The 24,117-nt window shown below is 43.8% G+C and carries 15 protein-coding genes; 6 read left to right on the top strand and 9 right to left on the bottom strand.

What is annotated here, in order from left to right; all coding sequences use genetic code 11:
* Window positions 1–19: 19 nt before the first annotated feature.
* A complete protein-coding gene (locus HFV01_RS14420) occupies window positions 20–2,416 on the top strand; it encodes a S8 family serine peptidase (protein WP_318286265.1) in 2,397 nt (798 codons plus the stop codon).
* A 37-nt stretch (window positions 2,417–2,453) separates the two neighbouring features.
* Here HFV01_RS14420 and HFV01_RS14415 read toward each other — a convergent pair whose 3' ends face one another.
* Window positions 2,454–4,667, bottom strand: a complete 2,214-nt coding sequence (locus tag HFV01_RS14415) for an nSTAND1 domain-containing NTPase (RefSeq protein WP_193521233.1) — start codon at window positions 4,665–4,667, stop codon at window positions 2,454–2,456.
* A gap of 30 nt (window positions 4,668–4,697) precedes the next feature.
* Window positions 4,698–5,744, bottom strand: coding sequence for a caspase family protein (locus HFV01_RS14410; protein WP_193521232.1), 1,047 nt, complete (start codon window positions 5,742–5,744; stop codon window positions 4,698–4,700).
* Between the two features lie 395 nt (window positions 5,745–6,139).
* Between HFV01_RS14410 and HFV01_RS14405 the strand changes: the two genes are divergently transcribed.
* Window positions 6,140–6,556 (top strand): HEAT repeat domain-containing protein, encoded by a 417-nt coding sequence (locus tag HFV01_RS14405; RefSeq protein WP_318286264.1) that lies wholly within the window; start codon window positions 6,140–6,142, stop codon window positions 6,554–6,556.
* 16 nt (window positions 6,557–6,572) lie between these two features.
* Here the strand turns inward: HFV01_RS14405 and HFV01_RS14400 are convergent, their stop codons facing one another.
* The 4 genes from HFV01_RS14400 to HFV01_RS14385 all read right to left on the bottom strand — a co-directional run bounded on the left by HFV01_RS14400 (window position 6,573) and on the right by HFV01_RS14385 (window position 12,552).
* Entirely contained in the window at window positions 6,573–8,888 is a 2,316-nt protein-coding gene (locus HFV01_RS14400) for an nSTAND1 domain-containing NTPase (protein ID WP_193521230.1), read from the bottom strand.
* 30 nt (window positions 8,889–8,918) lie between these two features.
* Window positions 8,919–9,965, bottom strand: a complete 1,047-nt coding sequence (locus HFV01_RS14395) for a caspase family protein (protein ID WP_193521229.1) — start codon at window positions 9,963–9,965, stop codon at window positions 8,919–8,921.
* Window positions 9,966–10,151: 186 nt separating this feature from the next.
* Window positions 10,152–11,438: a cell division protein FtsZ gene (gene ftsZ, locus HFV01_RS14390; RefSeq protein ID WP_006625893.1), complete on the bottom strand. Its 1,287-nt coding sequence runs from the start codon at window positions 11,436–11,438 to the stop codon at window positions 10,152–10,154.
* A gap of 271 nt (window positions 11,439–11,709) precedes the next feature.
* Window positions 11,710–12,552 (bottom strand): cell division protein FtsQ/DivIB, encoded by an 843-nt coding sequence (locus tag HFV01_RS14385; protein WP_006669767.1) that lies wholly within the window; start codon window positions 12,550–12,552, stop codon window positions 11,710–11,712.
* A gap of 147 nt (window positions 12,553–12,699) precedes the next feature.
* Here HFV01_RS14385 and HFV01_RS14380 point away from each other — a divergent pair, with 147 nt between their 5' ends.
* The 3 genes from HFV01_RS14380 (at window position 12,700) to HFV01_RS14370 (ending at window position 20,767) form a co-directional block, all read left to right on the top strand.
* Window positions 12,700–14,052, top strand: coding sequence for a P-loop NTPase fold protein (locus HFV01_RS14380; protein WP_193521228.1), 1,353 nt, complete (start codon window positions 12,700–12,702; stop codon window positions 14,050–14,052).
* A gap of 559 nt (window positions 14,053–14,611) precedes the next feature.
* Entirely contained in the window at window positions 14,612–19,801 is a 5,190-nt protein-coding gene (locus HFV01_RS14375; protein WP_193521227.1) for a WD40 domain-containing protein, read from the top strand.
* A 159-nt stretch (window positions 19,802–19,960) separates the two neighbouring features.
* Window positions 19,961–20,767 carry a TPM domain-containing protein gene (locus HFV01_RS14370; protein WP_006669763.1) on the top strand — a complete coding sequence of 269 codons (807 nt, stop codon included), beginning with the start codon at window positions 19,961–19,963 and terminating at the stop codon, window positions 20,765–20,767.
* Window positions 20,768–20,963: 196 nt separating this feature from the next.
* Here HFV01_RS14370 and hisS read toward each other — a convergent pair whose 3' ends face one another.
* The 3 genes from hisS to pedR form a co-directional block, all read right to left on the bottom strand.
* Window positions 20,964–22,241, bottom strand: a complete 1,278-nt coding sequence (gene hisS / locus HFV01_RS14365; protein WP_035760203.1) for a histidine--tRNA ligase — start codon at window positions 22,239–22,241, stop codon at window positions 20,964–20,966.
* Window positions 22,242–22,344: 103 nt separating this feature from the next.
* A complete protein-coding gene (locus HFV01_RS14360; RefSeq protein WP_006625887.1) occupies window positions 22,345–22,656 on the bottom strand; it encodes a hypothetical protein in 312 nt (103 codons plus the stop codon).
* A 19-nt stretch (window positions 22,657–22,675) separates the two neighbouring features.
* The gene (gene pedR / locus HFV01_RS14355) at window positions 22,676–22,993 is read right to left on the bottom strand and encodes a photosynthetic electron transport-dependent transcriptional regulator PedR (RefSeq protein WP_006625886.1); all 318 of its coding nucleotides are present in this window, start codon (window positions 22,991–22,993) and stop codon (window positions 22,676–22,678) included.
* Between the two features lie 129 nt (window positions 22,994–23,122).
* Here pedR and HFV01_RS14350 point away from each other — a divergent pair, with 129 nt between their 5' ends.
* On the top strand, window positions 23,123–24,097 hold the full coding sequence (locus HFV01_RS14350; protein WP_006669762.1) for a carbohydrate kinase family protein: 975 nt from the start codon (window positions 23,123–23,125) through the stop codon (window positions 24,095–24,097).
* Window positions 24,098–24,117: the final 20 nt, after the last annotated feature.

The following is a 24,117-nucleotide window of genomic DNA, read 5'->3' as shown; positions in this document are numbered from 1 at the left end:
TTAGCCCGCAAAAAAAAATATGGATGGCCAAGTTAGGCAGGAACTCCCAGATTTGGTCTATGCTGAAGCTGTAGTGCGATCGCGATCGGGAGAGTCTCTGCTGTCAACACAAACGTTAGTTACCAGTGAAAATGTCACCCTGTTTGACGCTGATCCACGGCTGATTGAATACACAGCAGAAAGGCTCAGGGATACCGGATTTAATGTCCTATGCAAAGGTCGCGGTTCTATTAGTATTTGCGGCTCTCCTGAGCTTTATGAGCAGTCTTTCCAGACGACTCTCCGCCATGTTGAATATCAGGTAATTAAAGAGTTGGGTCAGCCTAGCACGGCTCAATTTATTGATGCGGTTGATGATAAACCCCCTGGGGAAATTGATATTTCTCAGAGCAGTTGGAATACAGAACTGGTAGGGGTAGCCATTAACGAACCTGTTTATTATTTTGGGTCAGGTGTTCCCTCTGCTGTTCCGCCGCCAGCAGTCTCGCAATATTTATCTGTACCCGATTGTTTAGCCAAGGCTCTAAATGCCAACCAGGCTCATGATGGGGGAATTGACGGTCGGGGTGTGAAAGTAGTAATGGTGGATTCTGGGTGGTATAATCACCCCTTTTTTACTCACCATAACTATCAGGGTCAGGTGATTCTCGCCCCCGGTTCGACGGATAAACATATTGATACAAACGGTCACGGAACTGGAGAATCTGCTAATTTATTTGCAGTGGCTCCGGGAGTTGATTTTATCATGGTTAAAGCTGATGTGGCGATCCGTGGTAAATCCCGCAATGTTAATTCTATTGCTGCTTTTAGAACGGCGATCGCCCAGCGACCTGATATTATCTCCTGTAGCTGGGGTTCAGATCAGAGAAGTTCGGAACTTTCACCTTCTAATAAGGTCTTAGCCACCTTAGTAGCGGATGCGGTGCGGCGGGGAATAATTGTCATTTTTTCGGCGGGAAATGGTCATTGGTCTTTTCCTGGTCAACATCCCAATGCGATCGCTGCTGGGGGAGTTTATAAGCATCTTGACGGACCCACAAAGGGAGAGTTAGAAGCGAGTAACTATTCCAGTGCTTTCCACAGTCCGGTTTATCGAGGGCGACAGGTTCCCGATGTCTGCGGGTTGGTAGGACAGCTCCCCCACGCCGCCTATATTATGCTACCTGTGCCGCCTGGGTCTTCCAATGATATCAAATGTGCTGAGTTTGAGGATGGTACAGAACCCAATGATGGCTGGGCGGCTTTTAGTGGTACATCAGCGGCTGCGCCCCAAGTGGCGGGGGTTTGTGCGCTATTAAAACAGTTGGATCCGGGTTTATCTCCGGTGCGTGCTAAGATAATTTTAGAGAAAAGTGCGATCGATGTAGTCAAGGGTTCTTCTAATTACTATTTCAGCCGACCAACAGCCGGTCCGGGTCGCGACCTAGCCACGGGTTACGGCTTAGTTGATGCTGGGAACGCCATTGCTACCCTCAGACAGGTAAATAATCAGGAAGCATCCCACTCTCAAATCATCGATTATTCCCAGGCTGATGATACTTTTAATCCGGCTTTATCAGCCCCTATCAATTGTGATTGTGACAGTCCATCAGCAGCCAGTTATGTACCTGATGCAGCCTCGGATCATGGCTTATCAAATACTTGGCACAGTCACAGCATAGAACCGGAAACACCTCAATCAACTTTAACGACAATTTCAGCAACTAGGAGTCAAGTCACCATGTCTAACAATTATCCCAAACTCAACAATAAATTCGATGAAATTTTAAATGATTTCGACAATATTTTAAAGGGCAAAATCGAAGCGGGAGAAATCGAAGCCGTTGAACTAAATATCTCCCGGCAAAATTTTAGCGATCGCTCTCCCCGGACCGAAGGCATACTGGCTCTGGTAGCTTGTTTACAGCAACTAGAGAAAAGTTGGGACGACCCAGAAACAGTTAAGGAATCCCTTGTCAATGATATCCTAAAATCCGCCAAAACCACCCTAGCACAAGCTGGTTTTAACTTGAGAAATCAAGAGATTATTGAGCAAATCAAATCATCATATATCAACAACCTAGCCAGTGTTGAACCCCAACCCATTCAGAAAAAGCACGTTTCCGCCGCCAAAAGCCTGCTCAGGATTCAGAAATATCAAAAGTTAGCCACACGCATTTTAATTAAGGCTATAGAAGAAGCAGACGAGAAAGTAGCCGCCTTAGCAGCCGAAGCATTAGGAGAGTTTAGCTCTAGAATTAGTGATAATAATTATATTACTGAAAGTTATTTCTTTGATGGATGTGGAACATCCAATGGAGAGATATGGATGAAAATTGATTTGATGGAAGATGGAAGAAAGGTTACCAAGTGGCAAAATCAAAATACTGGTGAAATAAGGAATCACCCACCAAACAATTGTAATAATCAATTGTAATAATATAATCTAAAAAAGTTAAAGGGTGAATAGCCTCTTAAGTAGAACAATCTTTGTTTGGATTAACTGATTGAATATCAATATAGCTCGGTAATGTAGTCCGACATAATTTTGCTTGTCTAATTTGTTCCACTTGTAAAGACAAAGCATTCTCAAGGTTAGCATCTAGGAGAACAGTGTTTATAAGATTTGTTTCAAAAAAATTAGCTCCTACCAGATTAGCATTTCTCAAATCTGCTCCTTGTAGATTTGCATATTGTAGATTAGCTTCTGAAAAATCAGTATTGGTCAGGTTTGCTTCTTGAAAATTAGCATTACTGAGATAAGCACGTTGAAAATATGCTCCTAGGAGAAAGGCTTTTTTAAAGTCTGTTTCCTTTAAAATTGACTGCCTAAAATTAGCACCTGTAAGGCGAGAGTTACGAAAATTAGCTTGGGATAAATTAACTTGATAAAAATCAATATTTCCTAATGCTTGATTACATAAGTTTGCTCCCCTTAGCTCACGTCCATAGCCAGTTCTTATCATATATTTTATTAAAAACATAGCATCAGGACTGGGTTTACAGTCAGTTTCTGTAAATAAAACTTCTCGCCCTCTATTAATAATCCAAAAATGAACTGGAATGAAAATTAACAATGTTGGAACAACTCCAAAAATTCCCAGACTTTTAAATCTTTTGCGCCATTTTTCAGTCTGACTCGCCTTAATAAATTCCGTGGCTAACTCAGATAATGCCACTTCCTGAGCCGCCGTTTTATTAAACTCCCGAGCATCCCGAAGAATGCGACTTTGTAACAAATAATCTGGGGATTTATTTTGAGAACGCCACTCCTCTGCATATCGCTCAAATTTCTGCTTTTGATGCAATTGTTCCCGACGTTCACTTAACCAACCTTGTAGCTTATCCCAATTGTGAATTAACGCTTCGTGGGTGACTTCCAGAGTTTCACCTTGCTGGGGGTCTTGGGAGGTAGACAGGAAACGGACACCTCTGGCGGAAAAACGCCTAATAATTGATTTGATGGCGGGTTCTTCCTGTTTATTGCTAATTAATTCGGAGACCGGAGCGCGGCGGCGGGTGGTTTTGTCGGACTCGTCTAGGTTGACTAAAGCTAGAAAAATGCGACGCGCTAAACTTTGGTCTTCTGGACTTAGGGACTCATATAAACGTTGTACTTCCCCCGCTAAAGCACCCCCCACACCCCCAATTTTTTCTAAGGTTTCTGCGGGGTCTATACCATCTTCTAACCCTTCCCAAATGCGTTGTAATGCAAACTGAAGCAGGGGGAGAGCGCCTTCCCTTCCCCGGGTTTGTTCAATTAATAGTTGAATGATTGCAGGTTCGAGGCTATGTCCGGCGAGTTCTGCGGGTTTGGCGATCGCCATTTCTAACTCTTCTCGCTGCATACTCGGCACCAAAAAGCCATTACTAGAAAATAACCCATCTAACCCCAGATATTGTTGAGTTTCCCGCAAGAAATCACTCCGCATGGTGACAATAACCGAAGTATGTCTATCTGCATCCTTCGCCGCACAGAGTAAATTAGCAATAAAAGCCTTCCTTTCTTCATCGTCTTTACAGAGAGTAAAAACTTCCTCAAATTGATCCACTACCACCACCAGAAGCGACTCATGAATATTCGGGATTTGATTCGCAATGCGTCGTAACCCTTCATACTCTCCCCTATCGCTGGGGTTTTTTAACACCCGTTCAAATTCTGCGGTTTTTTCCACTGGTGAAGGGTCATTGGTCACAATTCGCGCCAAAACCGTCGCCAAGGACTCCAGGGGATGAGTAGTCGGAAATAATACCGCAATTTGAGCTTTTTGATAACCGAATAAAGGTTTTTTATCCAATTCTCGAATTAAACCCGCTCGCGTCAATGATGATTTCCCGGAACCAGAAGTTCCATAAATCGGCAAAAATCGATAAGCCGATTCATCTTCATTCAAATCGCGGAATTTTTCCCACAGTCGCTCAATTTGCTTTTCTCTCCCAAAAAAGTACATAGAATCTTTTTCTATAAATACATCTAATCCCCGATAAGGATTCTCCCCCAATTGAGTCGGCTTAGTTTCCTTCTCCGTGGGTATCGTATAAGCAGAAGCAGATAAATAAACAAAATAAACAGTTACCGAACACCCTTGAAAAACATTACCAACCTCCCAGGTAGGTTGATTAAACCCCCCAGTAATATTAGTTTCATCTTCAAGGGGATTCTGATTCAGTTCTGATGATTTTACCATGATTATTTACCTGCAAATTACTCGGTTTTACTATTCATCTTCGGAGTCATTGGTTTTCCGTTGTTTCGCACCGATAACCACATCTCGCTGTGATTGAATCACATCACCGCCAACCTTCCAACCCGGTTGATTAAACCCCCCAGAAATATGGGTTTCCTGTTTCCCAATTTCTCCCACATTTCCAGCAATATTAGTTTGATTGTCAACGGTTTGGTCTTTTTGGTCAAACACCACCGAAGGTTGAGACTTAGCCGCCGTTTCGGTTTCCGGTTCTTCTGTCGCTTGCGGAAATGGCAACCCTTTGGGTTCTATGCTTCCCCCCGCATAATAAGCCACCACAAAATTATCAGCATTTTCATAGTTTAAAACCGGGTGTTGTCGGTCTTGGGTGCGGGTGGGGATGACCTGGCGAGTATGTAAGGCTAAATCGGCGACCCTCACCGAACCATCTTTTTTAGCGACCCCAGAACCACAAAAGGCTTCCATTAAAGCCATGGTAAATTCGCTATTATGTTTGTGTTTAGAAAGATATGAGAGTTCATCTTCCTTACAGGAGGCAATCAAGGCTTTTCCTCGACCTTCTTGTAATAACTTGATGGCTTCAGGCGGTAAAGGAGAGGCAGCCATTTCTAGTCCTGGTGCTTTGGCTTCTCCCACGCCTCCCGCATGGCAACAGTCCAATAAAGTTAACATTTTTTGGGAGGTAATAGCTTTAAGTTTTTCGGCAAATTCCTGACCACTAATAGCAGTTTGATAGAGTTTATTAATGTTGTAGCCATAGGGCATGAAATAATAAAACTCCCCGGTAGGTGAGGCGACTTGATAGCCATGACCGGAAAAATAGATAACTACAGTTGACTCGGAATTGGTGGTTTTAGCGAGTTGATCTAGGGCTTCTAATACCTGAGAGCGATCGGCTTTTTCATTAACTAATAATGTCACCTGTTCGGGTGGATAGGCGCATCTGGACGGGTCGGTGAGAATGGCAACTAAACCCTCAGCATCATTAACGGTGTTGGGTAAATCTTGACCAACCCCAATTACTAAAGCGTGTCCGTTTTTATAAGTGCTAGACATAATTTAATGGAAACTATAAATTGCCCTTCTGATACCTATAGGCTAACCTCAGATCCGGAAAGTGGCGAAGAATTTAATTATTTCTTAACACGCTATGACCCTCAGCGCCCAATTCCCATAAATAACCCCTCTACCCGGTAATCAGATAAGGGGGGATTCGAGAGTTAATGTAAAGTTTTGTCAAATGATTCCTGATGGCTGATTAAATGTGGGAGAATGGGGGTGTTTGGTAGTAATTTTAGCCCGCAAAAAAAAATATGGATGGGCAAGTTAGGCAGGAACTCCCAGATTTGGTCTATGCTGAAGCTGTAGTGCGATCGCGATCGGGAGAGTCTCTGCTGTCAACACCTAAATCAACTTTACCGACAATTTCTTTAACTAGGAGAAAACCAACCATGCCTTCTGATTCTGCACAACTGATAAACAGAATAGAATATATTATAAATAATTTGGATTTTGAACAGAAAAATGATGACGAAAAACGAGAGACCAGGGAACAAATACAGTTGGAACATATAGAGGCATTGTCCCAACTACAAGAAAAAACTATTGATGTTTTATCTGAAGCTCTGCTAGAAGGTAGCCATCCTCAAGTTAGAGAAGAAGCTATTAAAGTCTTGTTACGTTTTGTACAATTGTTTGATGAGGGTGAGATAGATCCTGGTGGTCCTCAAGGAGGAGGGCGAGCTTATCTCAGGAGGTGGCCAAGACAGCCAAGACGCTGCTATTATATTAGAGGAAAAGGTATTCGTGTATGCACTGATCGAACCGCAAGCAAATTAGTCAATGGTGCATGGGTGGCTATGCGTTAATATATAATGCACTTTTTTAATTATCAAAAAGTTGATTACGGAAAGGGTCGTGACTGAATATTGTATCACAAGTTTCCCTACAACAAATATTGAGATTTTGCTGTTCTACATCAGAATTAGTACAATCTCGATTGCCATCAACGTTAATATAATCAGGCAAGGTTGTTTGACAAAGTATGGCTTCACTTAGTTGAACGTCTGACAGGTTTTTTGCGCCATCTAAGTTGGCTCCTGTTAGATCAGCACCTATGAAACTAGCGTCTTTTAGATCAGCGTCTCTGAAAGTTGCTTCCCTTAAAAATGAATGATCAAATTTAGCATCATAAAGACAAGCACCATCCAGATTAGCTTTAGTTAGGTCAGAACGTTTTAGATCAGGTTCCTCCAATGGTTTAAAATTTGCGTGAGGAAGCACTGAACTTTCAAAATTAACACCAACCATAGATGCTCCTCTGAAGCTAGATTCAGCTAAAATACAAGCCGACAAATTTGCTTTATCAAAATAAGAGTTATCAAAATTTGAATCCTGAATGTCTGAGTTACGAAGATGAATATTTCTTAGTGATTGACCACAAAGATTGATGTCCTTCAAATCACCCATATTCCCAGTTATCCACATATGTTGCAGTCTTAATCTCATTCCGGGATATGATTGACACCCATCTCTATTCAAAATCTTTTCAGTTTCGTAAATAATCCAAAAATGAACTGGAATTAAAATTAACAATGTTGGAACAACTCCAAAAATTCCCAGACTTTTAAATCTTTTGCGCCATTTTTCAGTCTGACTCGCCTTAATAAATTCCGTGGCTAACTCAGATAATGCCACTTCCTGAGCCGCCGTTTTATTAAACTCCCGAGCATCCCGAAGAATGCGACTTTGTAACAAATAATCTGGGGATTTATTTTGAGAACGCCACTCCTCTGCATATCGCTCAAATTTCTGCTTTTGATGCAATTGTTCCCGACGTTCACTTAACCAACCTTGTAGCTTATCCCAATTGTGAATTAACGCTTCGTGGGTGACTTCCAGAGTTTCACCTTGCTGGGGGTCTTGGGAGGTAGACAGGAAACGGACACCTCTGGCGGAAAAACGCCTAATAATTGATTTGATGGCGGGTTCTTCCTGTTTATTGCTAATTAATTCGGAGACCGGAGCGCGGCGGCGGGTGGTTTTGTCGGACTCGTCTAGGTTGACTAAAGCTAGAAAAATGCGACGCGCTAAACTTTGGTCTTCTGGACTTAGGGACTCATATAAACGTTGTACTTCCCCCGCTAAAGCACCCCCCACACCCCCAATTTTTTCTAAGGTTTCTGCGGGGTCTATACCATCTTCTAACCCCTCCCAAATGCGTTGTAATGCAAACTGAAGCAATGGGAGAGCGCCTTCCCTTCCCCGGGTTTGTTCAATTAATAGTTGAATGATTGCAGGTTCGAGGCTATGTCCGGCGAGTTCTGCGGGTTTGGCGATCGCCATTTCTAACTCTTCTCGCTGCATACTCGGCACCAAAAAGCCATTACTAGAAAATAACCCATCTAACCCCGGATCTTGTTGAGTTTCCCGCAAGAAATCACTCCGCATGGTGACAATAACCGAAGTATGTCTATCTGCATCCTTCGCCGCACAGAGTAAATTAGCAATAAAAGCCTTCCTTTCTTCATCGTCTTTACAGAGAGTAAAAACTTCCTCAAATTGATCCACTACCACCACCAGAAGCGACTCATGAATATTCGGGATTTGATTCGCAATGCGTCGTAACCCTTCATACTCTCCCCTATCGCTGGGATTTTTTAACACCCGTTCAAATTCTGCGGTTTTTTCCACTGGTGAAGGGTCATTGGTCACAATTCGCGCCAAAACCGTCGCCAAGGACTCCAGGGGATGAGTAGTCGGAAATAAGACGGCAATTTGAGCTTTTTGATAACCGAATAAAGGTTTTTTATTCAATTCTGGAATTAAACCCGATCGCGTCAATGATGATTTCCCGGAACCAGAAGTTCCATAAATCGGCAAAAATCGATAAGCCGATTCATCTTCATTCAAATCGCGGAATTTTTCCCACAGTCGCTCAATTTGCTTTTCTCTCCCAAAAAAGTACATAGAATCTTCTTCTCTAAATACATCTAATCCCCGATAAGGATTCTCCCCCAATTGAGTCCGCTTAGTTTCCTTCTCCGTGGGTATCGTATAAGCAGAAGCAGATAAATAAACAGTTACCGAACTCCCTTGAATAACATTACCATTAACCTCCCAGGTACGTTGATTAAACCCCCCAGTAATATGAGTTTCATCTTCAAGGGGATTCTGATTCAGTTCTGATGATTTTACCATGATTATTTACCTGCAAATTACTCTGTTTTACTATTCATCTTCGGAGTCATTGGTTTTCCGTTGTTTCGCACCGATAACCACATCTCGCTGTGATTGAATCACATCACCGCCAACCTTCCAACCGGGTTGATTAAACCCCCCAGAAATATGGGTTTCCTGTTTCCCAATTTCTCCCACATTTCCAGCAATATTAGTTTGATTGTCAACGGTTTGGTCTTTTTGGTCAAACACCACGGAAGGTTGAGACTTAGCCGCCGTTTCGGTTTCCGGTTCTTCTGTCGCTTGCGGAAATGGCAACCCTTTGGGTTCTATGCTTCCCCCCGCATAATAAGCCACCACAAAATTATCAGCATTTTCATAGTGTAAAACCGGGTGTTGTCGGTCTTGGGTGCGGGTGGGGATGACCTGGCGAGTATGTAAGGCTAAATCGGCGACCCTCACCGAACCATCTTTTTTAGCCACCCCAGAACCACAAAAGGCTTCCATTAAAGCCATGGTAAATTCGCTATTATGTTTGTGTTTATAAAGATATGAGAGTTCATCTTCCTTACAGGAGGCAATCAAGGCTTTTCCTCGACCTTCTTGTAATAACTTGATGGCTTCAGGCGGTAAAGGAGAGGCAGCCATTTCTAGTCCTGGTGCTTTGGCTTCTCCCACGCCTCCCGCATGGCAACAGTCCAATAAAATTAACAGTTTTTGGGAGGTAATAGCTTTAAGTTTTTCGGCAAATTCCTGACCACTAATAGCAGTTTGATAGAGTTTATTAATGTTGTAGCCATAGGGCATGAGATAATAAAACTCCCCGGTAGGTGAGGCGACTTGATAGCCATGACCGGAAAAATAGATAACTACAGTTGACTCGGAATTGGTGGTTTTAGCGAGTTGATCTAGGGCTTCTAATACCTGAGAGCGATCGGCTTTTTCATTAACTAATAATGTCACCTGTTCGGGTGGATAGGCGCATCTGGACGGGTCGGTGAGAATGGCAACTAAACCCTCAGCATCATTAACGGTGTTGGGTAAATCTTGACCAACCCCAATTACTAAAGCGTGTCCGTTTTTATAAGTGCTAGACATAATTTAATGGAAACTATAAATTGCCCTTCTGATACCTATAGGCTAACCTCAGATCCGGAAAGTGGCGAAGAATTTAATTATTGCTTAACACGCTATGACCCTCAGCGCCCAATTCCCATAAATAACCCCTCTACCCGGTAATCAGATGGGTTAAGGGGGGATAGGAATTTAGGAATTTTTGATGATCTACCGACCAGGAGGCGGACGGCGACGACGGAGAAAATCGGGAATATCAAGTTCCTGGGGCTGAGGTTGTGGCTCAGGAGCAGGAGTCGGTATAGTGCGCTGCTGAGGAATAGAAGTTATGGGTCGAGACAAAGGAACCTCTCTGCCGGATTGGGGAACAGTAGATTTAGATTCACCGGTGAACCCGGTAGCAATGACGGTAATTTTGACTTCACCCTGCATCCGTTCATCAATGACGGCCCCAAAAATAATATTAGCATTAGGATCGACGACTTCATAAATGGTCTCGGCGGCAGCATTGACCTCATGCAAGGTCAGGTCTGTGCCTCCAGTAATATTAAATACAACTCCCCGCGCACCCTCAATGGAGGATTCTAATAAAGGCGAAGAAATAGCAGTTAAGGCAGCTTCCCGCGCGCGTGACTTACCAGAACCAATACCAATACCCAATAAAGCGGAACCGGCATCAGCCATGACGGCACGGACATCAGCAAAGTCCACATTCACCAATCCGGGAATGGTAATAATATCAGAAATACCCTGAACCCCCTGGCGCAATACATCATCAGCATAGCGGAAGGCTTCCTGTACAGGGGTTTGCTCATTAATGACGGACAGGAGCTTATTGTTAGGAATCACAATGAGGGTATCAACGCGAGTTTGAAGGGCGGCAATTCCCTCGTCAGCCTGGGAAATGCGTCGCCGTCCCTCAAAGGTGAAAGGACGGGTAACTACGCCAATAGTTAAGGCTCCAACTTCTTTGGCGATTTCGGCGACAATGGGAGCGCCACCAGTACCGGTGCCGCCACCTAGACCAGCGGTAATAAAGACCAAATCGGCACCGTCTAAGGCTTGGGCGATTTCATCCCGGGACTCTTCAGCGGCTTTTTGACCGATCGCCGGATTTCCGCCAGCTCCCAAACCTCTGGTCAGTTTTTGACCAACCTGAAGGCGTTTAGATGCTTTAGACTGAGTAAGGGCTTGGGCATCGGTATTGACGGCCCAAAACTCGACACCGGAGACCTCGCTATCAATCATCCGGTTAATGGCATTTCCGCCACTTCCCCCTACACCAATAACTTTAATTTTGGCAGCGTTGCTAGGCACAATATCACTACTCCAGGACTGTTCATTAGGGACGGCGTTACCATCATTATTATGATTATTTAATCCTTCATTATTTTGGCGAAAGGGGTTAGCCGATTCTGCTGCCGTCCACAGGCTGGCTTTTCCTTCAGGTTGGTTGTTATTTGGGGTAGATCCCAGATTGCTCTTATCAAGCATCATTTTAAGTATTTGGGGTAGATGAATCAGTTTTAATATTTAAACAAGTCCAAGTCAACTAAGTTTGTTTAAGTTGAGCTAACAACCCAAAACGCTAATATAGCAGTTATCAGGACAGTAGGACTTAGATAGTTAGTGACACCTAGATGGTCAAGTCTTTCCTTTTGGTTCCAGTTTAAGCTGTTCCCGGCTCTGAATACTGACCCTAGGAATCTCTCCCCGGTCCTGGTTAGTTTAATAATGATTTAAACTATACAGGGATGTAGTCAAGGGTTCACTTAGAGAAGGAGGCTTCTGATAGTGATGACTGATCTGAGATCATTAACACCAAGGGAGAGTTGGGATTTCTGAGATCAATATAGTCCACTTGACTCACATCAACTTGTTCCGGCAATTTTCTCATGCGATCGATAACCTGCAACTGTTCCCAAAAGTGTGTACTGTATGAGCCAATATGCACCTCGCCGATCTCAGTCATTAAAATAATATTAGCTGGATTTTGCCAGTCAATTTCATGGATGTCAACCGGGGAGCGACTCAGATCACTATACATCTGCTGCCAATGGGGTCGATACATCTCAAAGTTACCGATTACTCTCAGATTTGGCAGTTGACCTGTTTGTTCTAGCTCAGTATAACTTGATAATGGCATCCAACTACCTTCAGCATCCAACCAGCCAACGATCGCCTCAGTTCCTGGGGTAGTAGTTCCTATGGGAGGTTGAGCGATCGCCACAGGTTCTCGTTCAGTCACTTCTATAGTAAGGCGGGGAGGAAATACCTGCCTAATCACGATCGCTTCCGATATGGGAGCATTATCGATCAAGGCTTGTTGAATAGCTGAAGGTTGAATTTGCCACACTGATTGAGGATAGGACAAAGGCAGGTGTGAGCGAATATTGTGCTGAGAAAGTAACTGATTACCCTTAATCTCGACCTGTTCAGCTTCTTTAATTAACCAAATCGGCTGACTAATTCCCCAAAATACCCCCCCAGAAATACCTCCGACCGCCAGAACCTGCCAAATCACCCGAACCAATTTTAAACGTCGCTGACGGCGAAGTTGTCGTCGGCGAGTCCCTAATCGATTGCGAGAAGTAAACACAATATTGGCCATTCCTAATTTTTGTCCCTTCTAATTCCCTTATCTAAAAGACTATCCCCCTTGACTGCTATTCCCCTAGTGGGGGGAGAAACCACATCCCTGGCGTATCAGCATCATCCTACACTCAAAAGGAGGCATCGTAACATAAGTGAGTCAATTATGGTTGGACTTAACCTGAACCAATTTTACAAAGCCTGCAATCCCAGCAAAACCATTGATATGGCGAATCTGGAAGATCAGCAGTATTATATCGATTTTTCGTCGGTTCGCGGCAGCAATATTGTTCGCGAGTTAAGCCGCACTATCACATTGCTTTCCAGTGATGAACCCACCTGTCAGTTATTTTCTGGACACATCGGGTGCGGAAAATCCACAGAACTGTTTAGACTCAAAGATAGTCTGGACCAACAAGGATACCATGTAGTTTACTTTGAGTCATCCCAAGATCTGGATATGGCTGATGTTGACATCAGTGATATTGTACTGGCGATCGCTCGTCAAGTGAGCGAAAGCATTCAAACTGCCGCAGTGCAGTTAAAACCCGGATACTTCGGCCGCCTGTTTACGGAGATTGGTGATTTTTTGCAAACCCCCATTGAATTATCTGGTGAGGCGGAAATTTCCATTGGTATTGCCAGAATTACCGCTCGCACCAAAGATTCCCCTAAACTGAGATCTCAACTGCGACAATACCTTGAACCGAGGGTTAGCACTATTTTAGAGGCGATTAATGAGGAACTACTTAAACCTTCTAACGAGACTCTCAAAAAGAGAGGCAAAAACGGGTTAGTAGTGATTGTTGATAATTTAGATCGGGTAGATAATTCCCCCAAATCCTGGGGACGTACTCAGCCAGAATATTTATTTGTTGATCGGGGTGAGCAACTCAGACGGCTACATTGTCATGTGGTCTATACAATTCCTTTAACTTTAATGTTTTCTAATGATTATGGTCGGCTTTCCAGTCGATTTGGGGTGAAACCAAAAGTCTTGCCGATGGTTCCGGTATGCAATCGAGATGGTTCAGATAATCCCCAAGGTATGGCTTTATTGCAACAGATGGTTTTAGCGCGTGCTTTCCCGAATTTACCACCCGAAGAACGGATTTCTTATATTCCCGAATTGTTTGAGACCCCCCAAGTTCTCGATCGCCTCTGTCGGGTTAGTGGTGGTCACATGAGACGATTGCTAATGTTAATGTACAGTTGTCTACAACAGGATGATCCACCTTTTTCGGCTGATTGTTTAGAGACGGTAATTCGGGAATATCGCGATGACCTATTAGGAGCTATTACCGATGACGAGTGGGATTTACTTTTGCAAGTAGTCGAAAATCAAAGCGTGCGCGGGGAAGATGAATGTCAAACCCTCTTGCGGAGTATGTTTGTCTTTGAATATCGCGATCGCTCTGGTCGTTGGTTTGGCATTAACCCAGCTTTGATAGATACACCCAAATATCAAAATTGGCAACTTAATAAATCTCCCACTCATCCACCAGCAGCCATGAATTAATTAGTATCTGCTCAATATCTGCCAATAAGTCCTAATTAAGACCATCTACCAGCCGATATTATGGTCAGACATATCGGTTATTTTTTGCTGCCAATTTTACCGGAAATCTCGGCCAAGATAGCGACTAGTTTTTCGGGTTTTCTCGCACAAAAATTACGGGAAGTGTTAAATTTTTATTTTTTTTTAAAATTTATCATTATCATGTATAATAAGTAGGAGTCAGGGTGTAGTTTAGTCAGAATGCCAGCATACTATAAGTCAGATTGTAGTGAGAGCGTTGAGCATTGGGGGGCCACAGCCACCAGTGTTAATCAACCACAGAAATCACGCTATAGTATTTTGACTAATGAAAAATTGATTGAGTATTGCTATCTGTACTGGATGGTAATTTTCAATTAATTGTGAATATTTAATGATGTCTAAGCCACCGACTGGATAGGCATCTATAATCTCAGGGAATCAGCCACAATTGGAGCCGGGGAAACTCCAAAATTATCAATCCTCACCTAACGAATACTGATTAAATAGCCACCCTCAACTCACCGGGTTAAATTCAGCCATGACTAATCAATTAACGCCTCAGAAATTCGAGAGCCAAAATCAGCGATCGCTACAAAGATTAGCCCGCGCTATTTCTTTTTCCAAAGGTCAATTTTCTCTAATTTTAGTAAGCTGTAACTATTCCTATCTGCAAACGAAAGTGATCAAGCAATTACGGGAAAAATTACCAGAAGCAGAGACCATTCAAACCATCACGCTTTCCCCGAAAGTTACCACCCTCTACACCACATTATTAGATCGCATAGCCACCCCTACCCCTAGCGTCTTAATGGTCATGGGTTTAGACACAGTAGAGGCTTTAGAAACCCTGCTAAGTTCGACCAACCAAGTCCGGGATGAATTTCGGAAGAATTTTTCCTGTCCTTTAGTATTGTGGACTACAGATATCCTAGCCAAAAAACTAATCCGACTAGCGCCAGACTTTAAAAGTTGGGGTGCAGCTACGATTAAATTTGAAATGGCGACCCCAGACCTGATTAAATCACTGACCCTGCAAGGTAACACGCTGTTTTCCTTAGCGGAATTACGAATTAGGTCAGGAGAACTGCAAAGCCGCAAATTTGATGGCAGGTCAAAATCCCCGAAATATGACCTAAGTATTGGTTCGAGTCGTCGCCGGGAATTAGAATTTGCTTGGAAAGATTTACAACACAGGGGAGTGGAACTTAACCTTTTTCTCCAAGGGACGAAACAATTTATTTTTGGCTTAGATAAAGATGCTCAAGACTTAGGAGAGGAGGCGCGCGTTCATTATCAAAAAAGTTTAGCGGATCTGGAAAATTGGATCTCTCCGACCACAACCAGTGCTGACCCCTATCAATTTGCCTATCCTATTTCCTATCAAGTTATCCGGGGGATTATCTTATTTCACATTGCCTTAAACGATCGCCTAAAAGCTATGCGATCGCGACACATTCCCCATGCCAAATCCCCAGGTACTAACGTCAAAGTGCTGCATTCAGCTAAAACCCACTTAGAACAATCCCGACAGGCTTTTGAAATGGCGGGAAGACCAGATTTAGTAGCTGGAATTCTCTGTTATTTAGGGGATGTTCTGAAGGGATTATACCAATGGGAGGATTTACAGAACCTAGCGGAAACGGGAATAAAAATCCATTTAGCCTACGGTGGCGATCGCCAATTAGCCCAAGATTATGGATTTATGGCTGAAGTAGCTCTTCAGCAGAAAAAATGGCATAAAGCCTTAGAACTAACTAAACTAGCCCTAGCAATTATTGACTCGGAAAAGCGCCCCAATGAACGGGGAACTTATCTGCTGCTATTGGCTCGCAGTCATAAACATTTAAATGAATGGGAAACAGCGATTAAGGAACTAGAAAAAGCCCGACAAGAAACCTCCCCCAGTTATGATCCGCAATTGTATATTGATATTTTGGCGGAATTGCGTAATCTCTACTACGAACAAGGTCAATATATCAAAGCATTTCGGATTAAACAAAGACAACGAGAAGTTGAGCATCAATACGGTTTTCGGGCTTTTATTGGGGTTCATCAATTGCAGCCATCTAAACAGGCATTAAACCCGGTTATTTCCTCTAAAAATAATACCTCAAAAGCGGCTATTAGTCCGGGTTTTGAGATGACTAATAATAGCAGAAATAAAGATATTAATAATCTGATTCACAGGTTAGGACGAGATGATCATAAATTAATTGTCCTACATGGTAGTTCTGGAGTCGGTAAAAGTTCGTTAATTAATGCGGGTTTAGTCCCAGCTATGGCGGAAATTAGTTTAGGGGCTCGTAATGTTCTACCCGTGGTCATTAATAGTTATACAGACTGGGTGCGAGAACTAGAAGCAGCCTTAGCTACAGCCTTAATTAATCAAGATAGTCTGAATATTAAAGCCAAGAATTTAAAACGGCTTTGGTATCGGAAAATTATCAAGGCTTCCCAAGGTAGTAATGCTCTATGTAATACCACGGACATCCAATCTTTGAATCATCGCGATCGCAGCTCATATATTTTGCATCCCGATTCATTTATTAACAGTCGTCTCCAGAAAAACGCGGAGCAAAATTTCCTGACTGTTATCATTTTCGACCAATTTGAGGAATTCTTTTTTCTCTGTCGCGATCGCTCACAACGCCAGACATTTTATGAGTTTTTAAATCTCTGTCTAAACGCGCCTTTTGTCAAGGTAATTATTTCCTTGCGCGAAGAGTGTTTACCCTGGTTATTGGAATCGGAATATTTATCGCCTTTAGATGCTATCAATAACAATATTTTAGATAAACATATTCGCTATCATTTGCGAGATTTTACCAAGAGGGAAGCTCACCGAGTTATTCAGGCTTTAACCAAACGTGCTAACTTTCATCTAGAACCGGCTTTAATTGATAAATTAGTAAAAGATTTAGCGGATGAAAGCTCCGAAGTGAGACCAATTGAATTACAGGTAGTTTGCTCGCAACTCCAGGAAGAAGGACTAAGAGGAATCACGACCTTAGCCGAATATGAGAGACTCGGAGACCATCCCAAAAACCAACTAATCGAGCATTTTATTAATGGTATTATTCAAGACTGCGGCTCCCCCAACGCCAATGCAGCCTGGGATATTTTATTTGCGCTTACGGATGAAAAACTCGCCCGTCCCATGAAAACGCGATCGCAATTAATCGCGGCGATTAGACCAGATAAATCTACGGTTACTCCCGGTAAATTTGGGGATAATAAACCCAGCGATAATCATCATAATTTTATTGATATTATCCTAGAATCAGGTTTGCTACTCCGTCAGCATGAGCAAACAGAAGACCGCTATCAACTCATGTATGATTATCTCGTATTTCCCATCCGAGAACGCTATAGAATTCTCGCCGCACAGCGCCAGGTAGAAATCGAAAAGAAACTGCAACAAAGTCTGAAAGCAAAAACCCAAGCCGAAGCGGCTCAAAGCGAAAGCGAAAAACAACTGATACACCGGAATCGACTCTTAAAACAACTGCTTTGTGTGTCAATTATTGCCACTCTCGGATTAGGGGTATCAACCAAAATTGCTTACCAACAAAAACGCCTATCTTATATCACCTCATTAACAGCATCTTCCGAGGCACTATTTTTCTCTAATTATCGTTTTGATGCTTTACTGGAAAGTTTAAAAGCGGCTCAAAAAATCAAAAAAATTAAGTCCTTATCTCTCAATGCTAACAGTTTCCATGAGGCGGAAATTCGGGTAGCAGCCACCCTAGGACAAGGAGTTTATGGGATTCATGAACAGAACCGCCTAGAGGGTCACGCGGATATAGTGTGGGATGTAGTTTATAGTCCCACGGGGGATATGTTAGCCTCTGCTAGTACAGATAATACTATCAGATTATGGACTCCTGAAGGGAAGGCGATCGCCACTTTAACCGGACATAATCATAATGTAACTAGCCTAGATTTTAGTTCCTGTGGTCAAATGTTAGTTTCGGCTTCCGATGACCATACAGTTAAACTATGGAGTCGGGACGGTAAACTGTTAAAAACATTCATCGGACATACAGATAGAGTAAAATCCGTTCGCTTTTCTCCTGATAGTCAAATGATAGCCTCGGCGGGGAGCGATCGCACCATCAGACTATGGAATTTACAGGGAGAAATCATCCGCACTATTCGTTTTCGCCATACCGCACTCACCTGGATTAACTTTAGTCCTGACGGGGAAATATTAGCCGCCGCAGCCAATCAAGGAGACGTGCAATTTTTCAACCAACAGGGTAGAAGATTAATGAGTATCACCCACACTACCAAACGGGACTCGGTAATTTATGCAGTTAATTTCTCCCCCAATGGTCAATTCATAGCCACCAGCGGTACAGATGGAACAGTGAAACTCTGGACTCGCCAAGGGGAATTACTCAGGACTTTACAAGTAGATGAAGATATTGTTTTCTGCGTCTCATTTTCTGGGGATGGTCGGACTTTAGCCACAGCCGGATCTGATAAAACCGTCAAAGTCTGGAGTTGGGAAGGGGAATTACTCCAAACCTTTCGCGGTCATGGAGATAAAGTAACAAGGGTACGTTTTTCCCCGGACGATCGCACCCTAGCTTCATCAAGTTATGACAAAACCGTGAAGTTATGGAATCTCCACACTAACCCCAGAGCCACCTTAAAATCTCATAATGATCGAGTTCTCGATGTTAGCTTTAGTCCTGATGGTCAAATCTTAGCTTCTGGGTCTCAAGATACAACCGTGAAATTATGGAGTAGTTCCGGGAAACTCCTACAAACTCTATCAGGTCATAGCGATCGCGTTTCTTCCGTGAGTTTTAGTCCTAACGGAGAATGGTTAGCCACAGCATCCTATGATCACACAGTCAAAATCTGGAAACGCCTTAATCCCCAGTCCGACTTGTCCCGCAATTGGCCCAGTAAACTGCAGCTTTCCAAGTTTAACGGTATTGGGGTCATGCCAAAATCTCTGTTTGTACCCTCTCCAGTCGCCACCTTAGTAGGTCACACTGATAGCGTCATGACTGTGACTTATAGTCCAGACGGTGAGTATATCCTCACCGGAAGCAAGGATGGAACCATTAAACTCTGGACTGCTGATGGTCAATTCCTACGCACCATCAGAGGACATCAGGAATGGGTTAATCAGGTGAGTTTTAGTCCCGATAGTCGGACAGTGATTTCCGCCAGTGATGATGGGACTTTAATTCTGTGGAAGTGGGACCCAGCCAATACTATGCTTGATCGCCTCAAAACTATCCAGGCTCATGAAAGTTATGTCTTGGGGGTTAACTTTAGTCCCGATGGTAAAGTTATAGCCTCTGCTGGATACGACAATACAGTTAAATTGTGGACTCAGGAGGGAGTTTTGCTCAATACCCTATTAAAAGGGACTAGCGATAGTGTCACTCGTGTAGTCTTTAGTCCTGATGGGTCTTTAGTGGCTTCCGCTAGTTATGATAGTCATGTTCGCATTTGGAGCGCTAAGGACGGAACTTTGCTAAAAACTTTGATGGGACATGGTGATAGTGTTATGTCTCTGACTTTCAGTCCAGATGGCCGAACATTAGCCTCCGCTAGTCGCGACCACAGCGTGATTCTGTGGAATTTGGATCTCGATAGTCTCGTAGACAAGGCTTGTGAGTGGGTTCGCAACTATCTTGACCATAATCCTAATGTTAGGGATAGCGATCGCCAATTGTGCGAGAACACCTACCAGAGGAGTTAACAAGCCTCCTTACCCTGATCAGGAATCGTCATAGACACTGGCTGCATTTCTCCGATTTTATGATAAGGTTAACAATTGTAACGAATATGAGTTGGCATTATCTGTGGGTTAAGCAACATCTGCCGTCGTTCACATTTGATTATTTGGTATAAAATATCTATGCAACAAATCTGGTCGCACAAACTCTTCCGATTCATTGCTGTATTCTGTGTCGTGCTTTCCACCTGGGCGATCGCACCTGTAGCAGGCGCTTACAACAACCCTGAACTTTTACCCGAAGTCCAAACCCCGATCATAGATTTAGCTGAACTGCTGACAGACGTTCAAGAAGACCTTTTAGCCGAAGACCTGAAACAGTTTGAATCCCAAACTGGCTGGAAACTCAGGGTCCTAACTCAGTTCGATCGCACTCCCGGTCGCGCCGTTAAGCAATATTGGGGACTTGATGAACACAGTGTCCTATTGGTAGCTGATCAACGCGGCGGTAATATTCTTAACTTTAGTGTCGGTCGGGATCTATACGACCTGCTGACCCGAACCTTTTGGGTGGAACTTCAGACCCGCTACGGTAATCAATACTTTGTCCGCGATAATGGTGAAGATCAATCAATATTGCAATCTATCCAAACCATTGAAACCTGTTTACTCAAAGATGGTGGTTGTCGAGTAGTTCCCGGTCTTCCCAGAGAACAATGGATTCTCACCTTAATCACCTCCGCCTTGGGTGGGGTGATTTGTGGTATTGCGGCTATTCCCCGTAAACCCGGACAAATTGTGGCTTGGCAATGGGCCTTAATCTTTTCTCCCCTGTGGGGCATTTTATTTATAGCCTTCGGTCTGGGTCCGGTAATTAGTCGCACCTCCGACTGGGTTCCGGTAATTCGCAACGTCTCGGCTTTCTTAATCGCTGTTTTGGCGGCTTATCTAACTCCCGCCTTTAACCACTCTTCCACCTCGGAAACTTAAACCTTTGACGATTCCTATAAATTAGGGCGGGTTCAGCAGTTTATTGTCAATTAACCGTGATTTTCTAACCCGCCCATATCTGCAAAAACCGCCTTTTTAATTAACAAGAATTATGGCAGTTTAATCACTCCCAGCAGTCATTTCCACAATTACCCCCCTTGTTTTTACTCAACAAAAACAGCCAATTAACTAATAATTAATTGTTGGCAATTAACTGTTGTTTAATTTGGTCAGCCTTGGCAATTAGATCAACTTGATTGAAGACAGTTTGCTCGCCACTTTTCAACCATTTGAGGTTCACAGTTCCGGCGATCGCTTCAGCATCTCCCAACACCAAACAAGCCACAGCACCACTGCGATCGGCTCGTTTAAACTGTTTACCAAAAGCACTACCACTCAGGTCTAATTCAACCCTCAACCCCGCTTGACGCAGTTTCTGAGCCAAAATCAGACTATTAGCCTCGGCTTTTTCTCCGCGAGACACCAAATATAATTCTGGGGTAACTTGTGGAGGTTGGTGCAATTGCTGAAGCAGAATAATTAAACGTTCCAAACCGATCGCCCAACCCACCGCCGGGACTTCCGGGCCGCCAAGTTCCTGGACCAAACCATCATAGCGACCACCGCCGCAAACGGTAGCCTGAGCGCCAAGGTCATCAGAAATAATCTCAAAAGCAGTATGGGTGTAATAGTCCAAACCGCGAACCAGTCGAGGATTGAGCGTGTAAGAAATCCCCAATTCCTTAATCAAATACTGGACTCGTTCAAAGTGAGATTGCGATCGCTCTCCCAGATAGTCCAAAATACTGGGAGCGTCGCGGGTAATTTCCTGGGTGCGTTCATCCTTACTATCCAAAATCCGCATGGGGTTACGGGTAAGGCGATCGCGAGAGTCTTGATCAAGTTCGTCCTGAAAGGGTGTCAGATAATCCACCAAGGCTTGACGATAATTTTGGCGATCGGTGCGATCGCCTACTGAATTAAGATTCAAATGCAGATTGGTGACTCCCAAACTCTTGAGGATATCCACCGCCACCGCGATCACTTCCACATCAGCGCGGGGGTCATCACTACCGAGAACCTCCACCCCAAGTTGATGAAATTGTCGTTGTCGTCCCGCTTGAGGACGTTCGTAGCGAAACATCGGCCCCATATACCATAGTCGTTGTACACCAGGGTTAGCGAATAGTTTTCGCTCAATATAAGCTCGGACTACCCCGGCTGTACCTTCAGGACGCAGGGTAATAGAGCGATCGCCGCGATCGCAGAAAGTGTACATCTCCTTTCCCACCACATCCGTAGCCTCACCGATACCCCTTTCAAACAAGGCAGTTGGCTCAAAAATCGGTGTTCTGATTTCTTGATAATTACCTCGCGCCAAAGTCTCCTCAGCCACAGAAGCTACCCACTGCCAATAACCGACTTCCTCTGGGAGGATATCACGGGTTCCTCGTAAACTTTGAATTGATTCCATCTCTAATATATAAATCCGTGCCAAAATATGACTCACCGCTAGGAGCATGATCCCCATACTCAGGGAAGTTGTGAGCCTTCTGTACTGATCAATTTCCTGGTGATCAATTTATGTTGATGGTGTCTAAAGATTGCCAAGAACCATAGCGATCGCCATAATAAGCTAAAATCCGTTCAACTTGCGAGTTAATGTCCCCGTCAGATGATTCCGAATATTCAATTGATAGGGCTGCGATTTGACTCTCAATGGGGTCAAATTTCGGCAATTCCCCGCCGTCGGTATCTTTAGACATAGGCACTAAACCCGTCTGTACACCCTCCACCTGTCGCAGGTGAGCAGCCACTTCCCGATAAACCGCTAAAGGTAATCGCGGACAGCAAAGGTGATAACAGATTTTTGAGTCACAACTTGCCATGATGATCAGTGATCTATATTTACTCAACTATAGGAGAGGATACAGTTTCATCAACACTATCAGTTAATTCTGCTGATGATTCTGGTTCTGGTAGGGTGCAGCAATTGATATTATCAATGCAAACTTTACCCCATTGCAAAGACCAGCGGACCAACTCCACCCGATTACCTGTCGAGGTTTTAGTCAGGATGTTACTTATGTGGTTATCTACTGTACGTTTGCTGATTTCCAGCTTTTCGGCGATTTCCTGGTTAGTCAAACCGATCGCCACCAGTTCCACAACCTGTAGTTCTCTTTCCGAGAGGGAGACAGGGGATTTGAATTTACTGTCGGACATAGAGGTATCCTATCTCTGCATATTTACTTACTTATCACCATTTTAAACTGTACAATCCATTTGCGTCTTCTAACCTCAGATGCTTCTGCCCCAGCGCAGATTCTGTGAACTCTATTTTTGACAGTCAAGATGAATCATTCTCGCGTTATTTGCCTCGGTGAAATTTTATTTGATTGCTTGGCAGACGAGCCTAACCAGTCCTGGGGAGAAGTTAAGTCTTGGACGGCTCACCCGGGAGGGGCTCCGGCTAATGTCGCTTGTGCTTTGGTGAAATTGGGAACCTCTGCCGGGTTTATTGGGGCGGTGGGTTCTGATGAAGGCGGCGATCGCCTCCTGGGGTTTCTTCAATTGGTCGGGGTTGATACTACAGGCATTCAAAGACACCCATCAGCACCCACCCGACGGGTTTATGTGTTGCGTTCAGGCACTGGTGAGCGAGAGTTTGCCGGATTTGGGAATCTCAATACTATCGATTTCGCTGATGCCTATTTGCAAGCCGAAGCCATACCAGAGTCTTTGTTTGTAAATGCTGACTTTTTGGTGTTGGGTACATTGGAACTCGCCTACCAGGAAACCCGCCATGCTATTAGTCGTGCTTTGAAGTTAGCCGATCGCTATAATCTCAAGATTTTAGTAGATATTAACTGGCGATCGAATTTTTGGCCAGACCCGGAAGCAGCCAAACCCCTAATTATGGATTTGCTCAAACAGGTTGATTTTGTCAAATTATCAGAGTCTGAAAGTATCTGGCTATTTGATACTACTGATCCTGGTACCATTAACTATCGCCTAGACTCCGTGGAGGGGGTCTTAGTTACTAAAGGCGATCGCGGCTGTTCTTACTGTCTCGGAGATCATGAGGGTTATTTTCCCGGATTTTCTGTCCCAGTTCAAGATACCACTGGCGCAGGTGATGGCTTTGTGGCTGGCTTTATTCACCAAGTTTTGCAGTTGGGTATCCCTAGCCTCCATAACCCCGAAACCGCTAGGGCGATCGTTACCTATGCTAGTGCAGTGGGAGCCTTGGTTACTACTGAATTAGGAGCGATCGCTGCCCAACCCACCGCCGCCCAAGTTGAGGAATTTCTAAAACAGCAGCCATAGCCACCGAAAATTGATAAGTC

The sequence above is a fragment of the Limnospira fusiformis SAG 85.79 genome, from assembly GCF_012516315.1.
Classification (GTDB): Bacteria; Cyanobacteriota; Cyanobacteriia; order Cyanobacteriales; family Microcoleaceae; genus Limnospira; species Limnospira fusiformis.
Note: the sequence above shows the minus strand (reverse complement) of the source record. Positions and strands in the feature narration are given on the sequence as shown.

Excerpts from the sequence above, each read along its gene's own strand:
- HFV01_RS14420 (WP_318286265.1), top strand. The coding sequence starts at position 20 with ATGGATGGCCAAGTTAGGCAGGAACTCCCAGATTTGGTCTATGCTGAA.
- HFV01_RS14415 (WP_193521233.1), bottom strand. The coding sequence starts at position 4,667 with ATGGTAAAATCATCAGAACTGAATCAGAATCCCCTTGAAGATGAAACT.
- HFV01_RS14410 (WP_193521232.1), bottom strand. The coding sequence starts at position 5,744 with ATGTCTAGCACTTATAAAAACGGACACGCTTTAGTAATTGGGGTTGGT.
- HFV01_RS14405 (WP_318286264.1), top strand. The coding sequence starts at position 6,140 with ATGCCTTCTGATTCTGCACAACTGATAAACAGAATAGAATATATTATA.
- HFV01_RS14400 (WP_193521230.1), bottom strand. The coding sequence starts at position 8,888 with ATGGTAAAATCATCAGAACTGAATCAGAATCCCCTTGAAGATGAAACT.
- HFV01_RS14395 (WP_193521229.1), bottom strand. The coding sequence starts at position 9,965 with ATGTCTAGCACTTATAAAAACGGACACGCTTTAGTAATTGGGGTTGGT.
- ftsZ (WP_006625893.1), bottom strand. The coding sequence starts at position 11,438 with ATGATGCTTGATAAGAGCAATCTGGGATCTACCCCAAATAACAACCAA.
- HFV01_RS14385 (WP_006669767.1), bottom strand. The coding sequence starts at position 12,552 with ATGGCCAATATTGTGTTTACTTCTCGCAATCGATTAGGGACTCGCCGA.
- HFV01_RS14380 (WP_193521228.1), top strand. The coding sequence starts at position 12,700 with ATGGTTGGACTTAACCTGAACCAATTTTACAAAGCCTGCAATCCCAGC.
- HFV01_RS14375 (WP_193521227.1), top strand. The coding sequence starts at position 14,612 with ATGACTAATCAATTAACGCCTCAGAAATTCGAGAGCCAAAATCAGCGA.
- HFV01_RS14370 (WP_006669763.1), top strand. The coding sequence starts at position 19,961 with ATGCAACAAATCTGGTCGCACAAACTCTTCCGATTCATTGCTGTATTC.
- hisS (WP_035760203.1), bottom strand. The coding sequence starts at position 22,241 with ATGGAATCAATTCAAAGTTTACGAGGAACCCGTGATATCCTCCCAGAG.
- HFV01_RS14360 (WP_006625887.1), bottom strand. The coding sequence starts at position 22,656 with ATGGCAAGTTGTGACTCAAAAATCTGTTATCACCTTTGCTGTCCGCGA.
- pedR (WP_006625886.1), bottom strand. The coding sequence starts at position 22,993 with ATGTCCGACAGTAAATTCAAATCCCCTGTCTCCCTCTCGGAAAGAGAA.
- HFV01_RS14350 (WP_006669762.1), top strand. The coding sequence starts at position 23,123 with ATGAATCATTCTCGCGTTATTTGCCTCGGTGAAATTTTATTTGATTGC.